The organism is Marinobacter sp. UBA3604, from assembly GCF_002375325.1.
Lineage (GTDB): Bacteria > Pseudomonadota > Gammaproteobacteria > Pseudomonadales > Oleiphilaceae > Marinobacter > Marinobacter salarius.
Genome location: NZ_DFMB01000061.1, coordinates 1 through 25590, shown reverse-complemented (window position 1 = coordinate 25590; position 25590 = coordinate 1). Strand labels below are relative to the sequence as shown.

At 58.5% G+C, this 25590-nt stretch carries 30 protein-coding genes; 15 read left to right on the top strand and 15 right to left on the bottom strand.

Annotated features, from left to right (window positions below; all coding sequences use genetic code 11):
- Window positions 1–7: 7 nt before the first annotated feature.
- From fdh3B to B2590_RS16860, 6 genes are all read right to left on the bottom strand, one after another.
- A complete protein-coding gene (gene fdh3B / locus B2590_RS16885) occupies window positions 8–616 on the bottom strand; it encodes a formate dehydrogenase FDH3 subunit beta (protein ID WP_007153241.1) in 609 nt (202 codons plus the stop codon).
- Between the two features lie 15 nt (window positions 617–631).
- The gene (locus tag B2590_RS16880; RefSeq protein ID WP_286812036.1) at window positions 632–3517 is read right to left on the bottom strand and encodes a formate dehydrogenase subunit alpha; all 2886 of its coding nucleotides are present in this window, start codon (window positions 3515–3517) and stop codon (window positions 632–634) included.
- 86 nt (window positions 3518–3603) lie between these two features.
- Window positions 3604–3792 carry a twin-arginine translocation signal domain-containing protein gene (locus B2590_RS16875; protein ID WP_007153239.1) on the bottom strand — a complete coding sequence of 63 codons (189 nt, stop codon included), beginning with the start codon at window positions 3790–3792 and terminating at the stop codon, window positions 3604–3606.
- Between the two features lie 41 nt (window positions 3793–3833).
- Window positions 3834–4445: a TorD/DmsD family molecular chaperone gene (locus B2590_RS16870; protein ID WP_136633200.1), complete on the bottom strand. Its 612-nt coding sequence runs from the start codon at window positions 4443–4445 to the stop codon at window positions 3834–3836.
- 107 nt (window positions 4446–4552) lie between these two features.
- Window positions 4553–5185 carry a DUF3306 domain-containing protein gene (locus B2590_RS16865; RefSeq protein WP_136632855.1) on the bottom strand — a complete coding sequence of 211 codons (633 nt, stop codon included), beginning with the start codon at window positions 5183–5185 and terminating at the stop codon, window positions 4553–4555.
- Window positions 5185–5763: a DUF3305 domain-containing protein gene (locus B2590_RS16860; protein ID WP_036202858.1), complete on the bottom strand. Its 579-nt coding sequence runs from the start codon at window positions 5761–5763 to the stop codon at window positions 5185–5187. The genes B2590_RS16865 and B2590_RS16860 overlap by 1 nt, the downstream gene beginning before the upstream one ends.
- 149 nt (window positions 5764–5912) lie before the next feature.
- Here B2590_RS16860 and B2590_RS16855 point away from each other — a divergent pair, with 149 nt between their 5' ends.
- From B2590_RS16855 to B2590_RS16840, 4 genes are read left to right on the top strand one after another with little or no spacing between them, the layout of a single operon-like run.
- Window positions 5913–7892, top strand: a complete 1980-nt coding sequence (locus B2590_RS16855) for a 4Fe-4S binding protein (RefSeq protein WP_286812038.1) — start codon at window positions 5913–5915, stop codon at window positions 7890–7892.
- 19 nt (window positions 7893–7911) lie between these two features.
- A complete protein-coding gene (locus B2590_RS16850) occupies window positions 7912–8757 on the top strand; it encodes an Mrp/NBP35 family ATP-binding protein (RefSeq protein WP_075195319.1) in 846 nt (281 codons plus the stop codon).
- The gene (locus B2590_RS16845) at window positions 8754–9458 is read left to right on the top strand and encodes a biotin/lipoate--protein ligase family protein (protein ID WP_091644562.1); all 705 of its coding nucleotides are present in this window, start codon (window positions 8754–8756) and stop codon (window positions 9456–9458) included. Before B2590_RS16850 ends, B2590_RS16845 begins: the two co-directional genes overlap by 4 nt.
- Window positions 9455–9931, top strand: a complete 477-nt coding sequence (locus tag B2590_RS16840) for a DUF6505 family protein (protein WP_091644564.1) — start codon at window positions 9455–9457, stop codon at window positions 9929–9931. The genes B2590_RS16845 and B2590_RS16840 overlap by 4 nt, the downstream gene beginning before the upstream one ends.
- Here B2590_RS16840 and B2590_RS16835 read toward each other — a convergent pair whose 3' ends face one another.
- The 7 genes from B2590_RS16835 to B2590_RS16805 all read right to left on the bottom strand — a co-directional run bounded on the left by B2590_RS16835 (window position 9932) and on the right by B2590_RS16805 (window position 15520).
- Window positions 9932–11194 carry a molybdopterin-binding protein gene (locus B2590_RS16835; RefSeq protein ID WP_091644567.1) on the bottom strand — a complete coding sequence of 421 codons (1263 nt, stop codon included), beginning with the start codon at window positions 11192–11194 and terminating at the stop codon, window positions 9932–9934.
- Window positions 11191–11694, bottom strand: coding sequence for a molybdopterin-guanine dinucleotide biosynthesis protein B (gene mobB, locus B2590_RS16830; protein WP_091644570.1), 504 nt, complete (start codon window positions 11692–11694; stop codon window positions 11191–11193). Before mobB ends, B2590_RS16835 begins: the two co-directional genes overlap by 4 nt.
- Window positions 11691–12278, bottom strand: coding sequence for a molybdenum cofactor guanylyltransferase MobA (gene mobA, locus B2590_RS16825; protein WP_036202872.1), 588 nt, complete (start codon window positions 12276–12278; stop codon window positions 11691–11693). The genes mobB and mobA overlap by 4 nt, the downstream gene beginning before the upstream one ends.
- Window positions 12271–13140, bottom strand: a complete 870-nt coding sequence (locus tag B2590_RS16820; protein WP_036202874.1) for a formate dehydrogenase accessory sulfurtransferase FdhD — start codon at window positions 13138–13140, stop codon at window positions 12271–12273. Before B2590_RS16820 ends, mobA begins: the two co-directional genes overlap by 8 nt.
- 65 nt (window positions 13141–13205) lie before the next feature.
- Window positions 13206–14012 (bottom strand): substrate-binding domain-containing protein, encoded by an 807-nt coding sequence (locus tag B2590_RS16815; RefSeq protein WP_041332561.1) that lies wholly within the window; start codon window positions 14010–14012, stop codon window positions 13206–13208.
- Window positions 14013–14081: 69 nt separating this feature from the next.
- Entirely contained in the window at window positions 14082–14825 is a 744-nt protein-coding gene (locus B2590_RS16810; protein WP_278366718.1) for an ABC transporter ATP-binding protein, read from the bottom strand.
- Window positions 14822–15520, bottom strand: a complete 699-nt coding sequence (locus B2590_RS16805) for an ABC transporter permease (RefSeq protein WP_041332562.1) — start codon at window positions 15518–15520, stop codon at window positions 14822–14824. The genes B2590_RS16810 and B2590_RS16805 overlap by 4 nt, the downstream gene beginning before the upstream one ends.
- Before the next feature lie 116 nt (window positions 15521–15636).
- On the opposite strand from B2590_RS16805, the gene B2590_RS16800 reads away from it, so the two are divergent.
- From B2590_RS16800 to B2590_RS16785, 4 genes are all read left to right on the top strand, one after another.
- On the top strand, window positions 15637–16521 hold the full coding sequence (locus tag B2590_RS16800; RefSeq protein ID WP_041332563.1) for a helix-turn-helix transcriptional regulator: 885 nt from the start codon (window positions 15637–15639) through the stop codon (window positions 16519–16521).
- Window positions 16522–16572: 51 nt separating this feature from the next.
- Complete coding sequence (locus tag B2590_RS16795; protein ID WP_228301443.1) at window positions 16573–16932, top strand: putative sulfate/molybdate transporter; 360 nt, start codon at window positions 16573–16575, stop codon at window positions 16930–16932.
- Complete coding sequence (locus tag B2590_RS16790; protein ID WP_228301442.1) at window positions 16850–17140, top strand: putative sulfate/molybdate transporter; 291 nt, start codon at window positions 16850–16852, stop codon at window positions 17138–17140. The genes B2590_RS16795 and B2590_RS16790 overlap by 83 nt, the downstream gene beginning before the upstream one ends.
- 227 nt (window positions 17141–17367) lie before the next feature.
- Complete coding sequence (locus B2590_RS16785) at window positions 17368–17577, top strand: DUF3565 domain-containing protein (protein WP_041336418.1); 210 nt, start codon at window positions 17368–17370, stop codon at window positions 17575–17577.
- Between the two features lie 53 nt (window positions 17578–17630).
- On the opposite strand, the gene B2590_RS16780 is transcribed toward B2590_RS16785, so the two are convergent.
- Window positions 17631–18413: an AraC family transcriptional regulator gene (locus B2590_RS16780; protein ID WP_213479947.1), complete on the bottom strand. Its 783-nt coding sequence runs from the start codon at window positions 18411–18413 to the stop codon at window positions 17631–17633.
- Window positions 18414–18856: 443 nt separating this feature from the next.
- Between B2590_RS16780 and B2590_RS16775 the strand changes: the two genes are divergently transcribed.
- The 6 genes from B2590_RS16775 to B2590_RS16750 all read left to right on the top strand — a co-directional run bounded on the left by B2590_RS16775 (window position 18857) and on the right by B2590_RS16750 (window position 22528).
- A complete protein-coding gene (locus tag B2590_RS16775; RefSeq protein ID WP_143071184.1) occupies window positions 18857–19459 on the top strand; it encodes a hypothetical protein in 603 nt (200 codons plus the stop codon).
- Between the two features lie 38 nt (window positions 19460–19497).
- Entirely contained in the window at window positions 19498–19818 is a 321-nt protein-coding gene (locus B2590_RS16770; RefSeq protein WP_091644580.1) for a hypothetical protein, read from the top strand.
- Window positions 19819–19821: 3 nt separating this feature from the next.
- Window positions 19822–20262 carry a hypothetical protein gene (locus B2590_RS16765; RefSeq protein WP_143071185.1) on the top strand — a complete coding sequence of 147 codons (441 nt, stop codon included), beginning with the start codon at window positions 19822–19824 and terminating at the stop codon, window positions 20260–20262.
- Window positions 20180–20719 carry a hypothetical protein gene (locus B2590_RS16760; RefSeq protein ID WP_091644586.1) on the top strand — a complete coding sequence of 180 codons (540 nt, stop codon included), beginning with the start codon at window positions 20180–20182 and terminating at the stop codon, window positions 20717–20719. The genes B2590_RS16765 and B2590_RS16760 overlap by 83 nt, the downstream gene beginning before the upstream one ends.
- Window positions 20691–20843, top strand: coding sequence for a hypothetical protein (locus B2590_RS16755; protein WP_158498346.1), 153 nt, complete (start codon window positions 20691–20693; stop codon window positions 20841–20843). Before B2590_RS16760 ends, B2590_RS16755 begins: the two co-directional genes overlap by 29 nt.
- A gap of 617 nt (window positions 20844–21460) precedes the next feature.
- Entirely contained in the window at window positions 21461–22528 is a 1068-nt protein-coding gene (locus B2590_RS16750; protein WP_041332568.1) for a BMP family ABC transporter substrate-binding protein, read from the top strand.
- Between the two features lie 71 nt (window positions 22529–22599).
- Here B2590_RS16750 and B2590_RS16745 read toward each other — a convergent pair whose 3' ends face one another.
- A complete protein-coding gene (locus B2590_RS16745; RefSeq protein WP_041332569.1) occupies window positions 22600–23961 on the bottom strand; it encodes an amidohydrolase family protein in 1362 nt (453 codons plus the stop codon).
- Window positions 23962–24493: 532 nt separating this feature from the next.
- On the opposite strand from B2590_RS16745, the gene B2590_RS16740 reads away from it, so the two are divergent.
- Window positions 24494–25525, top strand: coding sequence for an isopenicillin N synthase family dioxygenase (locus tag B2590_RS16740; RefSeq protein ID WP_041332570.1), 1032 nt, complete (start codon window positions 24494–24496; stop codon window positions 25523–25525).
- Window positions 25526–25590: the final 65 nt, after the last annotated feature.

Below are 25590 nucleotides of genomic sequence, written 5' to 3'. Positions count from 1 at the left end.
AATGGGCTTACGCGCCCTTCTTCTCGTAGGCTGTGCCCCATCCCCATGCGCCTGAACCAAAACCACGGTTCACCACACGCTGGCGGTAGATGTCCGCTACCTCGTTGCCGTCACCGGCCAACAAGGCTTTGGTGGAGCACATTTCCGCACAGATCGGCAGCTTGCCCTCCGCAATACGGTTGCGCCCGTACTTGGAGAACTCCGCTGTGGAGTTGTCTTCTTCCGGACCGCCCGCACAGAACGTGCATTTGTCCATCTTGCCACGGCTGCCAAAGTTGCCCGCTTGCGGGAACTGAGGGGCGCCGAATGGGCAAGCGTAGAAACAATACCCACAACCAATGCACAGATCCTTGGAGTGCAAAACCACACCGTCTTCGGTCTGGTAGAAGCAATCCACGGGGCAGACGGCCATACAGGGCGCGTCTGAACAGTGCATGCAGGCTACCGAGATCGAACGCTCACCGGGCTTGCCATCTTCAATGGTCACCACGCGTCGACGGTTGATGCCCCAGGGGACTTCATGCTCATTCTTGCAGGCCGTTACGCAGGCATTACACTCGATGCAGCGTTCGGCATCGCAAAGGAATTTCGCTCTTGCTTGTCCTTCAATGGCCATGATCTACACCTCTTGTTATGCCGGCATAATCGAACACAGGGTGCACTTGGTCTCTTGCATCTGTGTGACCGAGTCATACCCGTATGTTTGAACTGTGTTGGTGGATTCACCCAATACGTAGGGGTCGGAGCCTTTCGGATACTTGTCCCTCAGATCCTTGCCCTCCAGGTGTCCGCCGAAGTGGAACGGCATGAAGGCGACGCCCTCGCCGACCCGTTCGGTCACCATGGCCTTGACTTTGATGCGTGCGCCTTCCGGGCCAGACACCCAGACATCCTTACCGTCACGAATGTTCATGTTGTTCGCATCACGCGGATTCACTTCAATGAACATGTCCTGCTGCAATTCCGCCAGCCACGGGTTGGACCGGGTCTCGTCACCACCACCTTCATACTCAACCAATCGGCCTGAGGTCAGAATGATGGGGAAGTCCTTGCTGAAGTCCTTCTTCTGGATGGACTCGTACAGGGTCGGGACACGCCAGAAGGTCTTGTCCTCGTAGGTCGGATAGTCCTCCACCAGGTCTCGGCGGTTGGTATAGAGGGGTTCGCGATGAAGCGGCACGGGGTCCGGGAAGTTCCAGACGATGGCGCGGGCCTTGGCGTTACCAAAGGGCGCGCACTCGTGTTTGATCGCCACACGCTGGATGCCGCCAGACAGGTCGGTTTTCCAGTTGGTTTCGGGGCCGGCAACGGCATCAATGCTGGCCCGCTCTTCGGCCGTCAGGTCGCCATCCCAGCCCAGGTCCATCAGCATCTGCATGGTGAATTCTGGGTATCCGTCCTTGATCTCGGAGTTTTTCGAGTAAACGCCGTCCGCCAGCAGGTTTTCGCCGTTGCGTTCAACGCCAAAGCGGGCACGGAAGGTAAGGCCACCTTTGGACACCGGCAAAGACATGTCATAGAGCACGTGTGTGCCCGGATGGTTCATTTCCGGTGTGCCCCAGGATGGCCATGGCAGGCCGTAGATATCACCATCGCAGGGGCCACCCACCGCACGCAGTGTGGTCTTGTCGAAGTGGTGCTGGTTGGCCATGTGCTTTTTCAGGCGCTCGGGCGACTGACCGGTGTAGCCGATGGTCCACATGCCACGGTTGAATTCACGGGTGATGTCCTCGACGACCGGTTCATTGCCTTCAATGGCAATATTGCGGAACATGCGATCGGTGAAGCCGAACTTGTCCGCGAACAGCTTTATGATTTCGTGATCGACCTTCGACTCGAACAACGGCTCAACGACTTTCTCACGCCACTGCAGCGAACGATTGGAAGCGGTAACTGAACCCGAGGTCTCGAACTGGGTGGTGGCGGGCAACAGGTAGGCGCCGTCCTTGCGATCATGTAGCACCGCTGACACGGTAGGGAAGGGATCCACCACGACCAGCAGGTCGAGCTTTTCCATGGCTTCCTTCATTTCCAGCATCCGGGTCTGCGAGTTGGGCGCGTGGCCCCACAGCACCATGGCCCGGGTATTGTCGGGCTGCTCCAGGTTTTCCTTGGCTTCCAGAACGCCGTCAATCCAGCGCGATACGGGAATGCCTTTCTCGTTCATCATGGCTCTGGATTTGCCATCCTTGTCCCACACGGCAAAGCGCCCCTTGAGCCAATCCAGGTCCTCTTCCCAGACGCGGGCCCAATGAGCCCAGGAGCCAGCGGCCAGGCCATAGTAGCCGGGCAGGGTATCGGCCAATACACCCAGGTCAGTGGCGCCCTGAACGTTGTCATGGCCACGGAAGATATTGGTGCCGCCGCCAGGAGCGCCCATGTTGCCCAGTGCCAGTTGCAGCACACAGTAGGCGCGGGTGTTGTTGTTGCCATTGGTGTGCTGGGTACCACCCATGCACCAGATGACCGTGCCAGGGCGGTTATTCGCCAGGGTACGAGCGACGCGCTCAAGCTGTGCTCCAGGCACACCGGTTACACGCTCGACTTCCTCAGGGTTCCATTTCTTTACTTCCTGCCGGATGTCGTCCATGCCGTACACCCGGGTGCGGATGAACTCCTTGTCTTCCCAGCTGTTCTCAAAGATGTGCCACAACAGGCCCCAGACCAGCGCGACGTCTGAGCCCGGACGAAACCGTACATACTCGTCCGCGTGCGCGGCGGTGCGGGTGAAGCGAGGGTCGCAGACAATCAGCGGCGCGTTGTTTTCTTCCTTGGCTTTGAGAAGATGCAGCAGCGACACCGGGTGCGCTTCCGCAGGGTTACCACCGATCAGGAAGATCGCTTTCGAGTTGTGGATATCGTTGTACGAATTGGTCATCGCACCGTAGCCCCAGGTGTTGGCTACGCCGGCAACCGTGGTCGAATGGCAGATCCGGGCCTGGTGATCAACGTTGTTGGTGCCCCAGTAGGCAGCGAATTTGCGGAAAAGGTAGGATTGCTCATTGTTGAACTTTGCGCTTCCCAGCCAATAGACCGAATCCGGACCGCTTTCCTCGCGGATCTGTAGCATCTTGTCGCCGATCTCGTTGATCGCTTCGTCCCAGGAGATTTTCTGCCACTGTCCGCCGACCATTTTCATCGGGTACTTGAGACGGCGTTCGCCGTGAGCGTGTTCACGTACTGAGGCGCCTTTTGCACAATGCGCACCCAGGTTGAAGGGGCTGTCCCAACCAGGCTCCTGCCCGATCCAGGTGCCATTCTGCACTTCAGCCTCGACCGTGCAGCCAACCGAGCAGTGGGTACACACGGACTTTTTGCGAACAATTTTCCCACCTTCCGTCGATGGGGTGGCGGCCTCAACGCGGCCGGATGTTAGTGACAGAGCTGCCAGACCACCCACTGTGACACCGGAGGCGGCCAGGAAACCACGACGATCCATGGTTTTGGCAGCGAGGGATGAAAGTAAAGAACCAGCACGGGGGCCTTTCGCTACCCCGTTGGTTTTCTTTCTTAACATGTCAATTACCTCTCTCTTTTTATTCTCGTTTTACGGAGGTGTGGCCATTCAAGAGCCTTTCGCAACCTTGAATGACGCACGCTTCCTTAAAAGCGAGCCGATTCGAAGTACTTACGTGTGTGTTCAGTGTCACGCAGACCGCGGCTTTTCGGGGCTTCTTTCACCACCTCGGCTGCGGCGTTGGGGGAAACTGCCAGCGCAACAGCCGCAGGCGCTGCAGCTGCTGCCACCTTCAAGAAACGGCGGCGGCTGTTTTCACGTTTCGGGTTGTCCATTGGACACCTCCACCTGAGTTAAGGGACCAGGCAGGTCCCAGTTATTGAATGGCAAAAGCATCAGCCTCAACGGCCATGAAAGCCCGGCCCAGCGAGCCCACAGGCGCGTAGAAAACCGCGCTTTGCGCTTCTTCCAGATCGGTAAAGAACAGTGCCGCCCACTTCGCCAGGTGTGCGTCGAAAAAGGCTTTTTGAGAAGGCTGGTCACTGTCACACAGGAACTCGCCCGCAATAATGCCGGCCATGATTTCGCACAGCGTGCCCATGTGATCTTCCGGTTCTTTAACGTTGTCTCTTGCCTTGATGCCCCTGGCCATCAGGTCGCTGCGCAGATCCGCAAGGGGCTTCTCGTTGAGAAAGCCGGTCAGGTAATAACTGGTGTAGGGCAGTAATTCCCCACGACCAATGCCAACGAAAAGGTTGTTGAACTCCCGCTCGGCATCCTTGGACGTGGTGCGTTGGGCAAGGGCAGCGAGGTTTCTGGAGGCGGTTCCTATCGGAGTGTCGTCGCCCTTTAAGGTCGCCAGTCCCCGCAGCAACTCACTTGAAGGTGGGCCGCCCAGCAAGACACCCAGCAACTGATACATTTGGGCACGGGCTCGATCTTCGTCGCTGATCGAGCGAGGGCACTGAACTTCTGCAGTGTTGGCCAAGACGTCTCTCTCTTCTTGTCTCTTGTTTATTGTTGTCTAATTTTTAATCACCGATCTACTGTATATAGCTCCGATTTGTGTCGGGCGCAACTACAGTTGCTAACGATTCACGAATCGCCAAAACGCATTCGTGGGCGGTAGCGCGGTGTCGATTCTTCCCCGGTTTTGGTGACCACTGGTTGGGTATGGCCAGCAGTATCTGATGGAACTTCTTCGAAGTCGGACTCGGATTCCTCGATGGCTTCTGCAGGTTCCGGAGGCGCCATCGTTACCGCAGTTTCGGCCTGCTCCGTGTGCTCTGTGATGGAGTCCCCGCGTTCTTTATCAGCCTGCTCCCCCGCCTTTTTGGTTCGGTCGATCAGCCCTTGTCCCACCTTGTAGAGGGTCTTTACGGCCCCGGTCGCGCTAGCCGCGCTGGTGAAATCCTCATCGTAGTCATTGAGCCCGTCCAGCACGGCAAGTACGGGGTTGGATTTCCAAAGTGATCGCAGGGCCCTGCGGCGTAGCAGCTCGGGGATTTCTTTGCGCATGAACCCGGTAATATCGGTACCCAGCTCAATGGCATCAGGATCTGGTAAGCCGTATTTCTCCAATACATCGTGCTCGGGCAAGGTCTGATTGATGGCGAGTTCCTGTTCTTCCGGTGACGGCTCGGACTCGACCGAGGGCGCCGCCGGCTCAGTTTTATTACCGGTTTCTGCTTTCTTGCGCGACCAACGTTGCAGGCGTGACTCAGCCATCACTGAATCCTCGGTTTTTTGATGTTGGCGGGTGCGCGAAAGACGTCGCTCTCCTGACGGATACGCGGATCGCCTTTGGCGTCTTCGATACCATCGACTTGGACACTGTCACGACGCCGTTTCTTGAAGGGCTCTTCGATGTAGTGCATATCGACAAACTCTTTGATCCAGGCCGCCAGAGACTCGGGAATGGGCACAGGCTCGACGATACTTTCGCCACTGTCCTGTGCATCCAATGCCTCATGGGCACTGGCGGTAATGGAACTGACGGCCCACCCTGAGGGAGAGCGACCGGTCTGGTCCTTATCCATGACAATCCAGACGGAGGGAACGGCCATGTTCAGGGATACAAGGTAGCCTTCCACGTCGGCGCGAAAGAGCTCCATGGTCACCGTGCCTGCGTGGTAATCCACGTCATCGCCTTCACGGATCAGTTCTTTCCAGAACGCCTCGGGGGCGCCCGGTATGACCGCCACCGGCTTCCAGATATACCGCGCCCACTGGGTTACGCCAGGGGACTGGCGAACGACGGCACCGACTTGTAACGCGCGTTTCCAATGATCTGTGCGACTGCTCATGGCTGCTCTCTTTTGTTATTCCTTCAAGCTAGCAGGAGGTCAAAAAATATCCAACTTTCCAATTGTCCAAAAACAAACGGCTGTGGCATGCTCGAAGAGCTATAGTGTTTCGTATACGTATAACAACAATGAAAAGAGTCGAGTTCCTGATGACGGCACACAAGACCTTACTGCTATGCAGCTGCGATAAAACACAGTCCTTTGATCCTGAGGCGCTGCGCAAGGCCGCAGCCGCTGAACAGGTAATCGCGGTGGATCAATTGTGCGGCCACGACATGAAGATGGCCGCTGAGCACCTGGGTGGTGATGCAGACGTACTCATTGCCTGTGGCCAGCAGGCTGCCCTGTTTGAGCGTCTGGGCGAGGATGTGCAAGCTGAAATCGGGCACTCCGCGCCGCTGGGCACCATCGACATCCGGGACCGGGCTGGTTGGGGGAGCGCGAGTGCAAACCCCAAACGTCAGCATGCCAAGCAAGCGGCCCTGGTTGCCGCGGCCCAGCTGCCAGCTCCGATTGCGCCTGCGAAAACGATCCGCTCCAGCGGGGTGTGCTGTATCGTTGGCCCCACCGAACAGGCCGTAAGAATGGCCGAGCTGGTACAGGACGAGCTGGGGGTTACCTGTATCGTCAACGATGCCGGCCCCATACAGCTTCCCTCTGCCGCCTACGACGTGGCCAGGGGCCGACTGACGTCAGCCTATGGCGCACTGGGCAATTTCAGAATGGAGTTTGCCCAGTTGCAAACCCTGAATCCCGCCGGCCGTGGTGCACTGGGTTATGGCGAGGTGCAGGCCACCGCTAGTAGCGAATGTGATGTGTTTATCGACCTCCGTGGTGGCGCTCCGGCCTTTCCCAGCCATCAGAAGCGCAACGGTTATTTCTGGGCCGACCCCGCCAAAACCGGGGAATTGGAGCGCATTGCCCTGACAGCCCGGGAGCGGGTTGGTGAGTTCGAGAAAACCGTCTACTTCAGGTTGGAAGAGTCCCTGTGCGCCCACTCCCGGGCCAACAAAACCGGCTGTACCCGCTGCCTGGATGTCTGCCCTACCGAGGCCATTTTTTCGTTCGGTGACCACGTGCAGATTGATTCGGATATCTGTGCCGGTTGTGGCTCCTGCGCGGCTGTTTGCCCGACCTCAGCCATCACCATGAACGAAAGCCCGTTCGAAGCCCTGACCAAAGCCGTGGACGTGATGGCCAGGGTGTATCGTGAACATACCGAAGAATCCCCTCGGCTGGTGTTCCATACCCTGGACGCCGGTGGTGAGGCCATGGCGCACCTGGCACGGTACGGCGATGGGCTGGCGGACGACCTGATTCCGATGGGGCTTGAGCATATCGATCGTATCGGCCATGCCGAGATCCTGGCCGCACTGGGCGCCGGCTATGCGGAAGTCCTGCTGCTGGCGGACAACGAGACTGACCGCCAGGCCGTTGCCGCGGAAGTGGAACTGGCTCAGGCCATGGTGAGCGGTGCCCACCATTCGCCCACCCGGATCCGGGTGGTTGCGACTGACGAGCTCAGTGCAGAAGGGGACAATGCGGGCCGCGTCAGTGAGCCCGTGTTACTGGTTGGCGGCCGCCGTGACATCACACGGGTTACCGTCAGTGCGATGGCGGACGGTGTTGAAGCGCCGATCCCCCTGCCACAGGGCGCGCCCTATGGTGCTATCGAAATCGATTCCGATAAATGCACGCTCTGTCTGGCCTGCGTGTCTCTGTGTCCGACTGGCGCCCTTGGCGACCATCCGGACCGGCCGGAGGTTCAGTTCACGGAAAATGCCTGTGTTCAGTGTGGCATCTGCGACAGCACCTGCCCCGAGACAGCCATCAACCTGAAGCCGCAACTGGATCTGTCCAAGGGGGCGCTAAGCGCCCGGGCACTGCACGGCGAGGAGCCTTTCGAATGCATCAAGTGTGGAAAGCCCTTCGGTGTTGCCAGCACCATCAACCGGATCGTTGAAAAACTGGAGAATCAGCACTGGATGTACAAAAACGCCGATAACGTCCAGCTTATAAAGATGTGTGACGACTGTCGGGTGAAATCTCAGTTCCACGGGGAAAACGCGCCTCTGGCAGGAGGAGAGCGCCCAAGGGTTCGCACCAGAGACGACTACCTGGACAGCTAGAATAAAAACAGGACGCGACATGGTTGAATACACCGAAGTAGGAAAACCGAACCTGATTGGTACCGACGCTCCCCGGCCTCAGGACAAGAACCCTAAAGGCGTTGACCGCATCATTGCCATCGCCTCCGGCAAAGGGGGAGTCGGAAAGTCGACCGTGGCCTCCAACCTGGCGGTTGCACTGGCTTCGAAAGGTCTGAAAGTGGGCCTGTTGGATGCCGATGTGTACGGTCCCAGCCAGCCCCGCATGATGGGTGTTTCAGGTCGGCCGTCCAGCCCTGACGGAAATACCATACTGCCGCTGCGCAATCACGGGGTGACCCTGATGTCCCTGGGCCTGATGGCCTCCGATGATGAAGCCATTGTCTGGCGCGGGCCCATGTTGATGGGCGCCCTGCAACAGATGATGAACCAGGTGGACTGGGGCCGGCTGGATGTCTTGCTGGTGGACTTACCCCCGGGCACCGGTGATGTCCAGATGACCCTGAGCCAGAAATTCTTTGTCGCAGGGGCGGTTGTGGTCTCAACCCCCCAGGACATCGCGTTAATGGACGCGCGCAAAGGCATCGATATGTTCAAACGGATGGATGTGCCCCTGTTCGGCCTGATTGAAAACATGGCCTCTTTTATCTGCGATGGTTGCGGCAAAGAGCACCATCCTTTTGGGCACGGGGGCGCCAGGGCGGAGGCTGAAAAATTGGGCTCGCCCTTCCTGGGCGAGATTCCGCTGGATCTGGACATCCGCGTTGGTTCGGATGGCGGTGTCCCGATTGTGGTATCGAAGCCGGATAGCCCTCAGTCGAGGGCTTTTCAGCGCATCGCCGATGAACTGATCGCCTCCGAAGTGTACGCCGAGGCCATGCGATGAGCGTGTCGCCGCGCTTACCACCGCTGTTTACGGGCGAACGGGTGCCAAACCAGACGGATCCGTTTGATAAGGCCGTCAGCCGTGCCATTGCCGGAGTTGATTCCGGCACGATCTTCTATTCCGACGCGGTGGACGTTTTGCGCGCGGCCCTGGTGCTGGCGCCGGAAACCTCATTGGAAGAGGCTGTCCAGGTGGTCTACGTGGCCCAGATAGGCCTGGCTGAAAGTCTGGGCGCGCTGGCCCCGCCCGAAGTGCCGGTGTTCTTCCAATGGCCCGATCGTATCAAGGTCAATGGCGCGGTGTGCGGCGGTGTCCGTTTTGCTGCGGATGTGTCAGATCCCAGCGCTCATCCAAACTGGCTGGTTGTCGGCATCGATGTGCCTTTTTTGCCGGTGGGCGGCGAGCCGGGCGAGACGCCGAACCAGACCTGTCTGCACGAGGAAGGCTGTGTTGAGATCACGCCCATGGCGCTTCTGGAAAGCTGGTCCAAGCACACATTGTTGTGGCTGACTTACTTCATGGACAGTGGCTTTGAGCGTATACACAATGAGTGGCGGCCACGCTGTGACACCCTGGGTAAAATGATCGACCTGCCAAAGCCCGGGCTCTTTGTGGGCCTGGATGAAAAGGGCCGGATGCTGTTGCGCCAGGATGTCATGACCGAAACAGTGAGTTTGATCGAATTTGCGGAGCACGTATGAAACTGGCCCGAACCCTGCGACTGGATGTATCCGATGACAATGTATTTGACCTGCCGGCTCCCAGCGGTGAATGGGCGATATCCGGCGGGTTTGAGTTTTCCAACTGGACCGAAGCGGACCTGAAGGGCAAGGCCCGGCAGGCCTTCAGCAATGGTTGGTACAGCATCGAGTCAGGCGGTCGTGCCAGTTTTGTGGGCGTGTGCGACATCACCGAAGCGGAGTTGGAGCAGTTACGCCAGACCTTGGCGCAGACGTTTGTTGAGTGTTACGGCGCTCCGGATATCGATGCGGCCTATCCGGTCGCCTGTGAGGAAATCGACCAGATGCGCAGCATGTGTGAGGACTTCGAGGACAACACGCTGTTGATGGTCAGCCGCACGCTCACCGAACTGGGTGTTGAGGAAACCTACCGCTCCCGGGGCCCGCAGGATGCATCGCTGGAGGCCTTTGCCGTACATGGCAGCGTTGACTGATTACAGTCCGAAACTGCCATAGGGAATAAACCGCACCAGGGTGCCCGGTTCTATCTGCTGGGCGCTTTCGTCCAGCTCCACCAAACCCTCGGACCAGGCCAGGCCGGTTACACGTCCAGAGCCCTCAGAGCCAAATACCTCAACCTGCCCATCCCGAACGCGGGCCCGCAACATCTCGCTGCGCCCCGGTTTCTTATTCTTGGAAAAACCAGCGGGCACGAGATAGCCCTGGGGTTCGAACCAGTTCCCTCCTGCCAGCAAGGCCATCGCCGGCGCGCCAAAACGCAGTGCGCAGACCCAGGCGGCGACCGGGTTTCCCGGCAAACCCACCACAGGCGTTCCCTGGAACATGGCCAGCGCCAGCGGGCGGCCCGGTTTGATCGCAATGCGCCAGTTACTGATGTCACCGTGTGCTTTCAGCATTTTCGACACATGATCCTCGTCGCCGGCAGACACGCCGCCGCTGGTGAGGATCAGGTCGCATTGTTCCGAGCCTCGCTCCAGCGCCGCTTTGACTTCTTCGGCCCGGTCGAGCACATGACCAAGGTCCACCAGCTCATAGCCCAGTTGTGCCACCAGAGCATTCAGCATTGGCCGGTTGGCGTCATAGATCTGCCAGTCGGTGACGGCTGAGCCGACGGGCTTTACTTCATCCCCCGTGGATAAAACGCCGACGCGCAGGCGGTGATAGACGTCGACCGAGTCGACACCCACGCTGGCAAGTACTGAAATCTGGGTTGGCGTCAGGCGGGTGCCTGCCGTGAGGATTTGATCCTGTGCCTTGATGTCCTCGCCGGCTTTGCGCGCGTTGGCGCCGGCTTTTAACGTGCCGTTCAACTGCAGTTGGCCATCTCGGACTTCGCAGTCTTCCTCGAGGACCACGGTATCCGTGCCGGCCGGAATCACCGCGCCGGTCAGAATCCGGATGGCGTGGCCCGCAGGCACGTTCCCCATATACGGTTCCCCGGCGGCGCTGCGGCCCTCAATCAGGGGCAGGCTGCAGGGTACGTCCGTTAGCGGCCCTGCGAAGGCATAGCCGTCGACCGCGGAATTGTTGCTTGGGGGATGAGCGCGAGGCGCAGAGACGTCGCTTGCCAGGATTCGCCCATTGATCTGCGACAGCGAAACGGCGTGTTCCACCTCCACTACCGGATGTAGGCGTGAGCGCAGCCGCTCCAGTGCCTCTTCCACCGGCGTCCAGTTCACCCCGGGGGGCAGGGCGAAACAATCGTTACGAAGTGGAGTCGTTGTTTTCCCGTTCATGATGTCCCTGGGCTCAGAATAAAGTCAGCGATGGCGGGTACATTGTTTACATCGAAAACGGGGCCCGGGAAATCCGCAGCGTAGTCCACTACATAGTCCGCCACCAGGGCAATGATACTGTCGTCCTCCGGGTAGAGGGGCGCACGGGCGCTTTCCTGCCTGTGCACTTCAATCTTGGGATGCGGGTGGGTTTTAAAGCCCTCGACCACCACCCAGTCGCAGGGGCCCAGCCGCGCCAGCAATTCATCCAGCGTTGGCTCTTCAGCGCCGCGCAGTTCGTGCATGATGGCAAAGCGTCGCCCGCCCGCCAGGATAACCTCGCGAGCGCCGGCATCGCGGTGCTTGAAGCTGTCGGTACCGGGTTGGTCGACATCCACCCCGTGATGGGCGTGCTTGATCGAGTTAACCGTTAACCCCCTGCTGGACAGCTCGCGAATCAAGGCTGCTGCCAGCGTGGTTTTTCCGCTGTTCTTCCAGCCCACAATGCCGATGACATTCACTTCAGGTGCTTCTCCGCCCAGGCCAGGTCTTCCGGTGTGTTGATGTTGAAAAAGTCGTCCTCGCCGAACACCACCAGGGTTTCACCCTGGGCTTGTGTCCACTGGCGGATTTTGCGCACGCCGTCGTTCAGGGCGGCTCGAAGATCATCCCGCAACGCGACCCGCCAGCGGCCAAACGTTGGCTGGGGCAGGCGACCACGTTCCGGATCCGGTGTCGCTGCGAGCACCACGGGCGTGTCATGCCCGGCCAACCGTGCAGCGAGGTCCCGGGGGAACGAGGGGGTGTCCGCAGCGACGCTGATCAGCCATTCATGCCCTTGTTCGGCCGCCCAATCCATGCCCGCCAGAACACCTGCCAGCGGGCCTGGAAAATCAGCGATTGAATCAGCCACCACTGGCAGACCCAGATCATCAAACCGACTCAGATCGCCGTTGGCGTTCAACACCACGGCGTCCACCTGCGGTGTGATCCGGTCGATGACCCGCTGGATCAACGACTGATCACCCAGCATCAACCGTCCCTTGTCGCCGCCGCCCATCCGGTTGGCCTGGCCGCCCGCCAGAATGACCGCGCAATCAGTCATGCTCGGCCCCTTTTCGACGGTGCTTTTTGTCCTCGTCAGGAACCTGTGACAAGTCCTGATCGAACACCAGGCGGTGTTGCCCACTGAGGCACGTGAACTTTTTACCGCGCATCCGACCGATCAGGGTCAATCCGACCTGCCGGGCAATATCGACGCCCCAAGCGGTAAAGCCCGACCGGCTGATCAGGGTCGGGATTCCCATCAGGGAGGTTTTGATGACCATTTCGGAGGTCAGGCGGCCCGTGGTGTAGAGGACTTTGTCGGCGGCGGTGATGCCGTTCAGGTACATCCATCCTGCGATCTTGTCCACCGCGTTGTGGCGCCCGACATCCTCCATGTAGGCCAGAATCTGGCGATCCTGACACAGAACCGTGCCGTGAATGGCGCCGGTTTCCATGTACAGGCTGGGAGTGTGGTTGATCTGGTAGGAAAGATCGTAAAACGTGCTGGTGTGCACCGGTGTGTCTGGTAGCGACAGGCCTTCAAGCCCTGCCATCATGTCACCGAACACCGTACCCACGGCGCAGCCGGACGTCCGGGTTTTCTTTTCCAGTTTGTCTTCGACATCGGTAACACCTGCGGTACGCACCACGGCGACTTCCAGCTCTTCGTCGAAGTCAATTCCGGTGACCTGATCGTTTTCCTTCAGCATACCTTGATTCAGGAGAAAGCCGAGGGCCAGATACTCCGGGTGATCGCCAATGGTCATGGCGGTGACGATCTCCTGGCTGTTCAGATAGATCGTCAGAGGGCGCTCTTCGATCACGCTGATGGACTTTGATTGACCGTTTTCATCAACGCCCTCGACGGCGCGGGACAAACGAGGGTCTTTGGGATCGGGCAGTATCGGATTAATGGTCATTGTTGTTATAGCTCTTCCAGGAACGCCACGGATTTGAATATCGATGCACGTCCCCAGAGATTAGCCTATTTGGCATTCGGGAAAAACAGCTGTTGTCCGTCCACCTCGAAGTCCGCGATCGCTTGCTGGCCATCCCCGGAAATCAGCCAGTTATGCCATTGTTTCGCCAGATCGTGTTTAAGGTGCGGGTGCTTCTCTTCGGAGATCAGCAAGCTACCATACTGGTTGAACAGCACTTCGTCGCCGGCAAAAAGCAGCGTCAGGTTCTGGCGGTTGCCAAACGCCACCCAGGTGGCGCGGTCCGACATCACGTACGCATCCATGGCCGCAGCGGTGTTGAGCGTTGGCCCCATGCCGCTACCGAGTTCGCGGTACCAGTCGCCGTCGGGTCTGACGCCGGCGTTCTCCCAGAGGCGCAGCTCGGCGCGGTTGGTGCCGCTGTCATCGCCGCGTGAGGTGAAGGGTGCCTTGGCATGGGCAATCGCCGCGAAGGCCTCGGCGGCACTTTGTGCTTTCCCGATATTCGCCGGATCGTTCGCAGGGCCAATCAACACGAAATCGTTGTACATGACATCGGCCCGCTCGCTGGCGAAGCCGTTTTCGACAAAGCGTTTTTCCCCGGCGGTATCGTGTACCAGGAGGCTGTCGGCGTCGCCGCGGCGGGCGATTTCAAACGCCTGACCGGTGCCCACCGCCACCACCCGCACGTCGATGCCGGTGGCCTCTTCGAACTGCGGTAAAATGGCGTCGAACAGCCCCGAATTCTGGGTTGAAGTCGTTGAGGCCAGGGTGATGTAGTCATCGGCATAAGCGCCGAGCGCCACGCTCATGCCGGTGACACTTGCGAGTACAAGGATTAATGCCTTTTTCATCTTGCTGTCTCCTTTTGCGTGTTTCGAACGTCCAATGAGTAACGCGTCGGCAAAACCGTCAGAGCCGAACTATTCCATCAGTTCTCCGGCAATAAACGCTTGCCCCTCCCGCGAGACGGGGCTATTGAAAAAGGTTTCGGCAGAGGTGTGTTCACACACTTTCCCGCCAGAGAGAAACAACACATCCCCGGCAAGGCGCCTCGCCTGATGCAGATCGTGAGTGGTCATGACGATGCGCGTTCCCCGCTGATGAAACTCGCGTACCGCGGCCTCCACGCCTTTAATCGCCGCCGGGTCGAGTGCGGAGGTAGGTTCATCCAGAAACAGCACCTGGGGAGCAAGTACCCAGGCACGGGCCAGTGCCAGGCGCTGCTGCTCGCCGCCGGAGAGTACGCGCGCGGGCGTGTTTGCGCACGGGGTCAGCCCAAAATGCTCAAGCGCCTCACAAGCGATCTTTGTACGTGTCTTGCGGGGGACATTATTCACCGCTAACGCGTGAACGAGATTCGCCAAGGCTGAGCGGCGCAACAGTACCGGTTGCTGGAACACCATCGCTTGGCGGGGGCGTCTCTCAATTGACCAGGCCACCCGTCCCTGAGTCGGTGGGAGCAAACCGTGAGCCAGCCGCAACAGAAGACTCTTGCCCGCCCCGTTAGGCCCCATCACCAGGGTGGGGCCGGTGCCGTCCAGGGTGAATGAGCAGGGGCCCAGCAGTGCCTTACCCTGCTGGCTGAAGGCTACGCCATCAAAACGCAGCGTTGGTGGCGGAAGGAGGGCAGCCGAAGCAAGGAGTGGAACGTTAAATGAAGTCATCCTATCCGCCTTCTGGTCAGTTCACCTACCAAAAAGGCACCTGCGTTGATCAGCATGACCAGCGTCAGCAGCACGATTCCCAGCCCCAGCGCCAAGGGCAGGTTGCCCTTGCCGGTTTCCAGCACAATGGCGGTGGTCATGACCCGCGTGACCCCATCAATATTGCCGCCCACCATCATCACCGCGCCCACTTCGGCGCTGGCGCGGCCAAAGCCGGCGAGCAGAACAGTCAATAGCGCAAAACGGGCATCCCACAGCAGGGTGGGCATCATGCGTGAACGGGACATACCCAGTGACATAAACTGCTCGCGGTATTCACCCAGAAGCTCTTCCACCTTCTGGCGCGAGAGCGCGGCCAGAATCGGTAACACCAGTACCACCTGGGCAATGACCATGGCCCCGGGTGTAAACAGGAACCCCCACTCACCCAGCGGGCCGGCTCGCGAGAGCAGTAAATAGACGGCGAGCCCAGCCACCACCGGCGGCAATCCCATCAGGGCATTGAGCACGACAATCATGACGCTGCGCCCGGGGAAGCGCCACAGTGCCACCGCCGCCCCGAGGGGAAACCCCAGCACAGCCGCGATCAGTACCGCCAGAAGCGACACCTGCAGCGAAAGCGCCACGATCTGAAAGAGCGAAGCGTCGAGGTTTAGCAGTAGCGACAGCGCTACGTAAAACGCATTATTTTCCACAGCTGCGTCTCCTTGTTATTGAGCATCGTGGAGTTTCTGACTACGCTTTGCACAGCCTGTTGAAAAATATGCAGCTAAAAACAGTTTAGTGCTTTTCCAGGCGGCAGGAGAGATCAATGACGCTTCCCGCTTACCTCACCACGGCCGAAGCTGCCGAGTATCTGCGCCTGAAAGAGCGCAAAGTCTATGATCTGGTCAGCCAGGGCGTCATTCCCTGTGTGCGGGTGACCGGAAAGCTGTTGTTTCCACGCCAGCGTATTGATCTGTGGTTGATGAACCACCTGGAAGGTGACGACGCTGTCAGTTCGCCGACCCCGCCGGTCCTGGCAGGCAGCCAGGATCCATTGTTGGAGTGGGCGGTGAAAGAGAGCGGCGCGGAACTGGCGCTGCTGTGCCAGGGGAGTGGTGATGGCGTACAACGGTTAATCGCCGGTCGCGCAATGCTCGCGGGGATGCATATCTGGCACGCCGATAGCCGGGACTACAATGATCCTGTCACGTTGGGGCTGAGTGGCATGCGTGACCTGGTGCTGATTCGCTGGGCGAAGCGCCAGCAGGGGCTCCTGTTAGCCGCCGATAACCCTCACCGACTCGCCCGCTTGGAGGATATCGCCCGCCCGGGCATACGTCTCGCGCATCGCCAGCCTGATGCCGGCGTTAGCCATTTACTGCAGAGCTTGCTTGCTCGACACCGCATAGATGCCGAACACCTCACGTGGGCAACACATCCGTCGCTTAGCGAAGACGATCTCGCCTTGGCCATTCGACAGGGCGAATCGGATGTTGGCGTGGGAATCGAAGCGGCGGCGCGGCGCCAGGGGCTCGCTTTTATACCTTTGCAGCAGGAGCATTTTGATCTGGCTATGCGCCGGCGCCACTATTTTGATCCGGCCATGCAGAGGCTGCTGGCGTTTGCCGGTAGCGAGCGCTTCGTCCAGCGCGCCGAGGCGTTGGGCGGTTACGACATCACCGAGTTGGGACATGTCGTCTATAACGCGTGAGAGTTGCCAATAATAACGTTAATAAAAACTGGCCAAGAATCAGGAGCGCGCATGCCCTTGAACCCGAAAGATTCAGTGAAGGAGGTCAGCGGGGCGCTGGGTGACATCGGTACCTTGCTGCCACTGAGTCTTGGAGCAATTGGCGTGGCAGGGTTGGCACCGATACCCGTAATGCTGGGGTTTGCCGCGTTCTACATTGCAACGGGGTTGTACTATCGGCTGCCGATACCGGTACAACCCATGAAAGCGGTTGCTGCGCTGTTGCTGACCACCGAGGTGACGTCCCAGAGCCTGGTCGCCAGCGGTGTGCTGGCAGCAGGCGATGTCCATGCTGGTGTTCCCTCAACTGGCGCTTACGATCACCAATGCCATCGTACTGACCGCCTTGGTGGTTGGGGATTACTTCGGTGAGCAATCTCATCGCGTGTCGCCAGCCCGACTGTCGGTGACGACGGGCTTGGCGAACCTGTTTCTCGTTCCGCTCGGCGCCCTGCCCATGTGTCATGGCGCCGGAGGCGTGGCCGCGCACCATCGTTTCGGTGCCGGAACCGGCATGGCTCCCATTGTGCTGGGAACCGCTTTGCTCATGGTTGCTTTCCTGCCGGGGGGCTATCATTGATCGCTGCCATTCCGGTGGTGGGTCTCGGGGCCTTGTTGTTGGTAGCGGCTGTAGAGCTTGCCATGTCCAGGCGTCTCTGGGCCGCGAAGCCGTCTTGCTGGCCGGTTATCGCGACAACCGCACTGGTGACCGTCTGGGCCGACCCCTTGTTCGGGCTTCTGGCGGGTGTGGTTGCGGAAACAGTTCGGGCGGCTTGGGTGCGAGGAAACAGGGTAGGATCGGAACTTATGAAACAACCCATCACTGGCTATCACAAAGACAAGGAAAACCACTGGGTCGCTCAGTTGGCATGCGGCCATAATCAGCATGTGCGTCATTCGCCGCCTTGGGTGAACCGCCCTTGGGTCACTTCGGCGGTAGGTAGAGAGTCGATGCTGGAGCTTGAGCTTGACTGCAGGAAATGTGAAGAAGGTGCGCTGCCGGATGATCAACCGTGATCAGGTTATCGATAGTGTCCACTTATTCTCTAGCGGATACGGGTTCTACCCCGTTACTCGGACGCACCGCGACGCAGAGTCCGTGCTGGTGTTTCACCAAAACGGGCTCGGTAGGCGCGGGAAAAGTTACTCACATAACCGTAGCCGACCTTGTCTGCCACGACTTTGACAGGGTGGCTGCCGTCTTCCAGAAGACGAAGAGCCAGCTTCATGCGTTCATTGCGGATAAATTCGGCGCAAGTCTGGTCGTGCTTTTGTTTGAACAACTGGTCCAGTCGGCTTTCGGTCAGTCCCACCCGATCGGCCAGGGCCGGGATGGACAGCGTGGAGTCCAGGGCGCCGCTAATCTGATCCAGAAGATCCTGGTAGGCCTGCTCTTCCCACGGCGGCAGTGTGTCATCGGCGTCGGAGCCTTCCTCAAATCCTTCAATCAGTTCAGACAAAAAGAGGTTGGCGATGGCTTCCAGCTTCAAGTCGCGGCAAGCGCCATTGGCGTGGTGAGAAAACAATCCAGAGCCCAGTTGCCGTAAACGCGCGCTCGGCGTCATGGTGCGAATATGGCAGCTATCCCCATAGGGCACGTCAAATGCCTTGAGGGTGGCGGGCAAATTGCCGCCGAAGCGTGGGCGCAATGTGCTCAATGTGGAAGACGCACCAACATGACGAACCAGTTGCCCTTTGTGCAGTTGGAACTGCGAGCCCTGCTGGTCAACGCGCATCAGCAAGGCCGCGTCAGGGTGGAGCGTATGGCGCTCCCCATTGGGGCAAGCCAGTTCCGACTGTCCCTGTAGATGCAGGGCGCTCTCGATCCAGGGTTCGGTAGAGGATCCCTGCATGTCAAGAAAACAGTCTTCCAGCACCTCGTATTCCAGCCGGTCAACACAATGCCACTGGCAAACTGAAGCCGCTCCATGCGCCCACGAACGCCGGGGATATCAAAAGTGTTCCCGCCGGACATATTCAAAGTATGAATGCTGCCCTGCAATGAAAGGTCGTCCAGCTTTTTCATGATGATGCGCCATGATTTGTGTTTCTAGGGTTTCCCGCCCTTGGCCGGCGTATGACTGCGGCGAAAAATGATAAAACTCCGGAAAGTGATAAAAACAATAAGTAGTTCTTGCCCATCCCGCCTTCTACCCTACATCGCTTATAACAGAAAATTATATGTCGGAGTCGTTATGTCGCTCATCATTCAGCGCCGTATTGGGGGCATTGCCTTGCCCGTGTTGGATTCTACTCTGTTTCCAGCGCGACTTTTTCTTTCCTGTTGTTGATCTCGGTGCCGGCCTGTTCCGCGCCGGATGGTGCTGATGGCACAGGCCATGACGGTACCACCGGGGGGCGTGGTGAGAATGGCTACCATGGCAGCCTGTTCAGTAACGGCGGAGACGGCGGCGACGGCATGAGCCTGCTGTTTACCGGGGCGCGCCGATATTTGGCTGCTGAATTACCTGCCGGGGTAGATTGGGCAACGGACCTGACAACGCTGGCCGGCATCAATGATGGTGATCAGTTCAGTGTGACGGTCGACGGTGTTATATCGATTATTACCATTAACACCAATGTCCGATTTATCGCACTGGCGAGTGCGATTGATACGGTGCTGGAGCCCTATGGAATGAGCAGCTACGGTTTCAATCGCGCATCGGATGGCTGCACGCTGGATCTGCAGGGCAGCAGGAACTTTCTGTCTATGGAGCTGGCGAATGTAACCGGAACGCCGCTTTCCACCACAGGGTTCGACTTTGGTGCCGTGCCGGTGATTGTGGGCAGCAGCCCTCCGCCTTTTGAGCATTGCGGTAACGGCGGGGCCGGCGGGAAGTCTGACTATTTAATGGTAACGGCGGCTAAGGTGGCGATGGCGGCGCAGGGATCCTGGTAGACGCCAGCGCCAATATTCGTATCGACGCCGGTGCTCAGGTGCTGGGTGGTTACTGCATCACCGATTCCGCCCTGGCGGTGACCCAGGTCGGTACGGTCAATGCGGGTGCCAACCAAGCAACGGCGGCTCACTTTGTCAGTGGTGACAATCGCCTGACCCTAGAAAACGGTTATAGCCTGGGCGGCAATGTGCAGGCTAATGGCAATAATGATGTGTTGGCACTGGGCGGCAGCGCTGATGGCACCTTTGATACTTCGTTAGTTGGAACGGATGCCTCCGATATTTTTCGTAGATTCGAATCTTTTGAAAAAGCCGGTGGCAGCGCCTGGACGTTAACGGAAGGCACTGCTCAGGACTGATGGGTGAGTGAGGGGGGGGGGCACTTCGGTCTGATTGGCTCGGACGTCATCTGGACTGGCGACCATACCTTTACTGGCTCTGCCGTTCTTAACAATGGTGCGAGCCTTTCCCTTGGTGCCGCCGGCAATACCGGTTCCATTGTGGGGGATCTGCACTTCAGTCGTGTCAGCACCCTGGAAATCAATCGGGCCAACGACTACCTCTATGACGGTGCAATTTCTGGTGACGGTAACCTGATCAAGAACGGCGCCATGAATGGGGTGGGTTTTACCGTGAACAGAGGTGGCCTGCTGGGCGGCAGCGGCGCACTGGGCAATACCACGGTGCAATCCGGCGGCCCCCCTGGCGCCGGGCGAAGGCTTGGGCACGCTCACCGTCGACGGCAACCTGACCCTGGCCCAGGGCAGCCTGCTGGATTTCGAGTTTGGTGCGCCAAGCGTTGATTTCTCGACACCGGGCTCCAGCGACAGTGTTTCCATCAACGGCGATCTGGCTATCAATGGTGCCACGCTGACCCTGAACGACACCGGCAGCTTTGGTCGGGGCCTGTACCGCCTGTTTGATTACACCGGCTCCCTTTCCGGAAGCAACGGTGGCCTGCAGCTGGCCAGCCCGGATCCGTCCTACGGCCTGCAATACCTTACCGGCGACAAACAGATCAACCTGATCAACACCGGTGGCACCACGTTGAATTTCTGGAACGCCAACGGCTTGGCCAGCGGCACTACCCAGGGCGGCGGCGACGGCACCTGGACAGCGACGAATTCCGTCTGGACCGATGCCAGCGGTTCTGTCACCGGTCCCATGATCCCCAGCCCCGGCTTTGCCATCTTTGCGGGGGATGCCGGCACCGTAAAGGTATCTGATGTGGATGGCGCGGTGGAAGCCGACGGCCAGTAGTGGCTATCAGGCCACCATCGACAGTGTGATCAGCGGCAACAACGGCTTGATGAAAACCGGCGAAGGCACGCTGGTTCTGGAGAACCACAGAGTGGACGAAAGAACTGGCTGTGTCGGAATGTGATGTGAGCATCACCGGGCAGCCACAGGTCGTGGCTGAGCTCGCACCAGAGCATGAACCAGAACCTGAAGAGCTTACGGTAACGACACGGCCCACGGCGAGGATAGCTCGGTGACCGGGCAAGGTTGCAAAGGCAAGAGAGGTGATGATCTTAAAGACTGCCACAAGCCCGATCGCCGGGTCACGTTGTTGTTGGCTTCGCGAGTTCCGAGTTTTGGCGAAGAGGCAGGCATTAGCGCAGATGAACCATGACGAGCTGGAAAAGCAGATTTTCCGATCAAGATTGAAAAGGGATCTGTCGTGGTAAAATCGGTTGTGGAAAGGGCTGGAACCCCGTGGTACTCCCGAGTGAGAATTTCTGATTCCTCAAGAATGACCTTTGATTCGCTGCGCTGGATGGAGTTCACCCTAGCGAAGGTAAACGAGTCGTTGAGGTGCAGTCAGAAGAAACTGATCCAAGTTGGTGCCCGGTATTTCTTGGAGCGGGGTGAAGCTTTCATAAATGTTAGTTAAAACAATGGACTGAAAAACCTGAGCAGTTGGCCAGCTTTTTGCTGTGACCGTCTAGTAAGCGATTTAAACCAAAACGCGAAATGAAACAAAAGCTCAGGAGATTATCCATGAAACCCAAATCTAGCCTGGTACTTGCTGCCACACTCAGTATGTCCATGTCCGTACTGGCAGAAGACCCCATGAAGGTTGGCTTCGTTTACGTTGGTCCCGTCGGGGATCACGGCTGGAGCTATCAGCATGACTTGGGGCGTCTGGCCCTTGAAGAGCATTTTGGCGATAAAGTGTCTACCACCTATGTCGAGAACGTGAGTGAGGGTGCTGACGCAGAGCGTACCATTCGGCGACTCGCTCAGGCCGGCAATGATGTAATCTTCACCACCTCCTTTGGATTCATGAATCCGACGGCCCGTGTAGCAGAGCAATTTCCCGACATTACCTTCCTGCATGCCACGGGGTACAAGCGAGGTGAAAACCTTGGCACCTACTTGTCCGTCACCTATGAAGGTCGCTATGTCACTGGAACGGCCGCTGGTCTGGTGACCGAAACCGATACCCTGGGCTATATCGCCTCTTTCCCTATTCCAGAAGTCATTCGCGACATCAACGCCGTGTACTTGGGTGCCAAGGAGGTGAATCCGGATATTGAGCTCAAGGTCGTTTGGGTCAACACCTGGTTCGACCCGGCTAAAGAAGCTGATGCAGCCAATGCCCTGATGGACCAGGGGGTAGACGTGATTATTCAGCACACCGACAGCCCGGCACCGCTGATTGCAGCAGACAAGCGAGGCAATTGGGGTGTTGGTCAGGCCTCTGATATGCGGAAGTTTGGTGGCGATGCGCACCTGTTGTCTGTGGTAAATGACTGGGCGCCGTACTATATCGATACCGTGCAGTCGGTCATGGACGGGGCCTGGGAGCCGGCCGATTACTGGGGCGGGATTTCTGACGACGTGATTCAGGTGGTTGGTATCTCAGAGCGCCTGACCGATGAACAGCGCGCCAAAGTGAATTCGGTAATGGAGTCAATCGACAAGGGTGAGTTCCATCCGTTCACTGGTCCCCTGAAAGACCAGTCGGGCGAACTTCGGGTGCCTGAAGGTGTTTCAATGACCAAGGAAGAGTTGGCTGGCATGAACTGGTACGTTGAAGGTATGACCGCTACGCTGCCGCAATAAAAGCTTGCGCTTTTGCCCATAAAAAGCCAGCAGGTAAGTGGCCTGCCGGCTTTATTATGGGAAGTGCTTGTTCAGGCGTTTTTCAGGAGTGCCGCAACGCTATTCCGGACGCTTCGTGTCAAGTCCGCTTCGTCAAGGCCGGCGACACATCCGTCGCTGACGATGCGCTTGCCGTGTATAAAACTGTGCTTGACGTGTACCGGCTCACCGCACATAAGCGGTGACATCAGTGGAGCGTGCACGCCTGCAAAGCGTGGATTGTTGACGTCATACAGCACCAGGTCCGCCGCTTTTCCGACGGCCAGGCTACCGGTATTTTCCAGACCAAGGAGGTCTGCGCCACCCTGGCTTCCCCATTCAAGAACCTGCTCCAGTGTCGTGGCATCGGGCCCGTTCTGAGCCCGGTGAATTAACCAGGTCAGGTTCAGTTCCTGCAGCATCGATCCGGATTCGGCAGAGGCCGAACCGTCTACTCCCAGGGAAATGGGCACACCGGCTTCAGCCATCAGGATCACCGGGGCAATCCCGCTGCCAAGGCGGCAGTTTGAGGTGGGGCAGTGCGCGATGCCGGTCTGGGTGGCGGCGAGGCGTTCGATGGCATGAGCGTCACTGTGAACCAGATGCGCGTACCAGACGTCCTTCCCCAGCCAACCGCAGGATTCCGCATAATCGATCGCGCTCTGACCATATCTCTTATGGGCCTGAATTTCGTCGAAGTCTACCTCCAGCAAGTGCGAGTGCATTCTCAGTTTGTTTTCCCGTGCCCATTGCGCCTGGGCTTTCAGGCCTTCCGGAGAACTGGAATGGATCAGGCTGGTCGGCGCCACAACCAGTTTTTTCATGGCGTCTGGCCCGGCTTGATGGTGTTTTTTTCGGGTTGTGTCGAGGCGGTCGATGATTTGGTCGATACTTTCCGGCTCGATCTTGTGTTCGATCATGCCTTCATGGGAGCCGGTTTCCGTGGCGCTGCCCCGGCACAGAACCATCCGGATGCCGAGTTCCTCGGCGGCCTGCCAGACGGCGTCTTCCAACTCCGAGCTGGTGGTGCTGTGGTAAAGGTAATGGTGGTCGGCACAAGTGGTGGCGCCGGAACGAATCAGTTCATACAGTCCCAGACGAGCGGCATGGTACATAAGTTCTGGCGTCACCTTTGGCCAGAAGCGGTAGGGTACGCTGCTGAGCCAGCCTCCAAGATCCTGATTCAGCCCTTCCGGTACGCCCTTCATGATGGACTGGGCAAGGTGATGGTGGGTATTCACCAACCCTGGCCAGACCACGCAGCCGGACGCATCAATGACGGTTTCCGGGGCCTCCTGTGTGGGGGCGAGGGCGTTGCCCAGCTCGGTAATGTATCCGCCCCGGATGCGCAGGTCCCGGGCATCCGAAAACCCGGTGGACGCGACTGCGACGGCGTTCTTGATAAGGTAGTCCAATGGTTGCTCCTCTCGATGTTCAAGAGCAATGTCCCGAGGTGTTGCCGGTATCGCGCGTTCCTCTGACCGCTTCTACTCTTCTGAATGGTGGTTACCCCGGACTGCAATGCAAGATTGCGGCCATTTGCTGACCGGTTGGTCAGAGTAGGTGCTGCCTCGTTGTCGGCGGTTTTAATGCGCCACGCTGGTGCGAGGCTTCCGAAGGCTGCACTCGAATGGCTCTCCTGAAGCTCGCCCTGATACGCCGTGCAGGCCCGGGCCCCTGAATTTCAAAGCGGTTGCAGAGCTAGTCATATGGCACAAATGCTGCATCTTTTTGCATGGCAGGTCAGGTTCCTCCGGGGATCGCCTGCGAGTCTGAGTAGAAGCAGTCAGGAATCGCCAGACACGCGACTTCGGGTCATTGCTCAGTCGTCGACCGAAAGTGCCTGCAGGCGCGGTTGGCGGCGATGGCCATGCACTGCCTCCCGCATTCCTGCCATGTTTGCTTTCGGAAACCGTTCTAATCATTGGCGATATGCCGGGAGGCACAATGACTCACACTGCAGAAAAATACGCGCTGAAAGAACTGGACCTGGAAACGACCTTTGGTGGTATGGGTCGGGAGGTCGAAGGGGACATACCCGTTATCGATCTGTCCGACTTTGATCGCCGTAGAGAAGAGATCACTGATCAGCTTTGGCAAGCTGCCACTGACGTGGGCTTTTTTCAACTGTCCAATCACGGGCTTGAACTCGACCTGATCAAGCAGGCTTTTGCATTGTCCGAGTGCTTTTTTGCGTTGCCGGAAAGCAGCAAACAACAGTATCCGCTGAAAAAAGGACTGAATTCCGGTTGGGAGTTCAAGTCACAGGTACGGCCGTCCACCGGAACGGCGGATGAGAAAGAGTCGTTCCAGATTACGCTCCCACACATGGATGATCTCTGGCCGAACCAGACGGTGGTCCCGGAATTCAGCCGGGTGATGCTGGATTTCGAGAACCGCGCCTGGCAGCTGGGTATGACGGTTCTGTCGTGCTTTGCCGATCGTCTCGGGTTTGAGAGGGACTTCTTTGGCCGGGCCCATGATCGCAGTTTGGAGGATTATCAGAGCACGCTCCGGTTGCTGCACTATTTGCCCCTGGCCGACGATGCCCGCCTGGATGAATCCATCTGGCGCGCCGGGGCCCATACCGATTTTGATTGCCTGACCATGGTGTTCCAGCAGGAAGGCCAGGGTGGCCTGCAGGTCAGCCCGGGCAAAGACGCCGAGGGCAAAGGTGATGACCGGGAGTGGTTCACTGTGGCGCCGAAAGAGGACCGGATTACCTGCAATATCGGCGACATGCTGATGCGCTGGAGCGATGACCGTCTGAAGTCGACCCTGCATCGGGTCAGGATGCCGAAAGAGGGCGAATACAAGGGGCCCCGATACAGCATGGCGTTCTTCTGTCAGGCGAACAAAGAGCAGGTTATTCAGGGGCCGGGAAAGAAATACCCGCCGATCTCTGCACGGGACTACCTGTTGCAGCGAATCCAGGCCAACTTTGATGCCGCAGAGAAGGCGGCCGAAGCCCGGAAGTAATCGGGATAGAACGTTCCAAAGTGAAAAAGGCCTCCTTCGGGAGGCCTCAGATTGCTGACAAACCC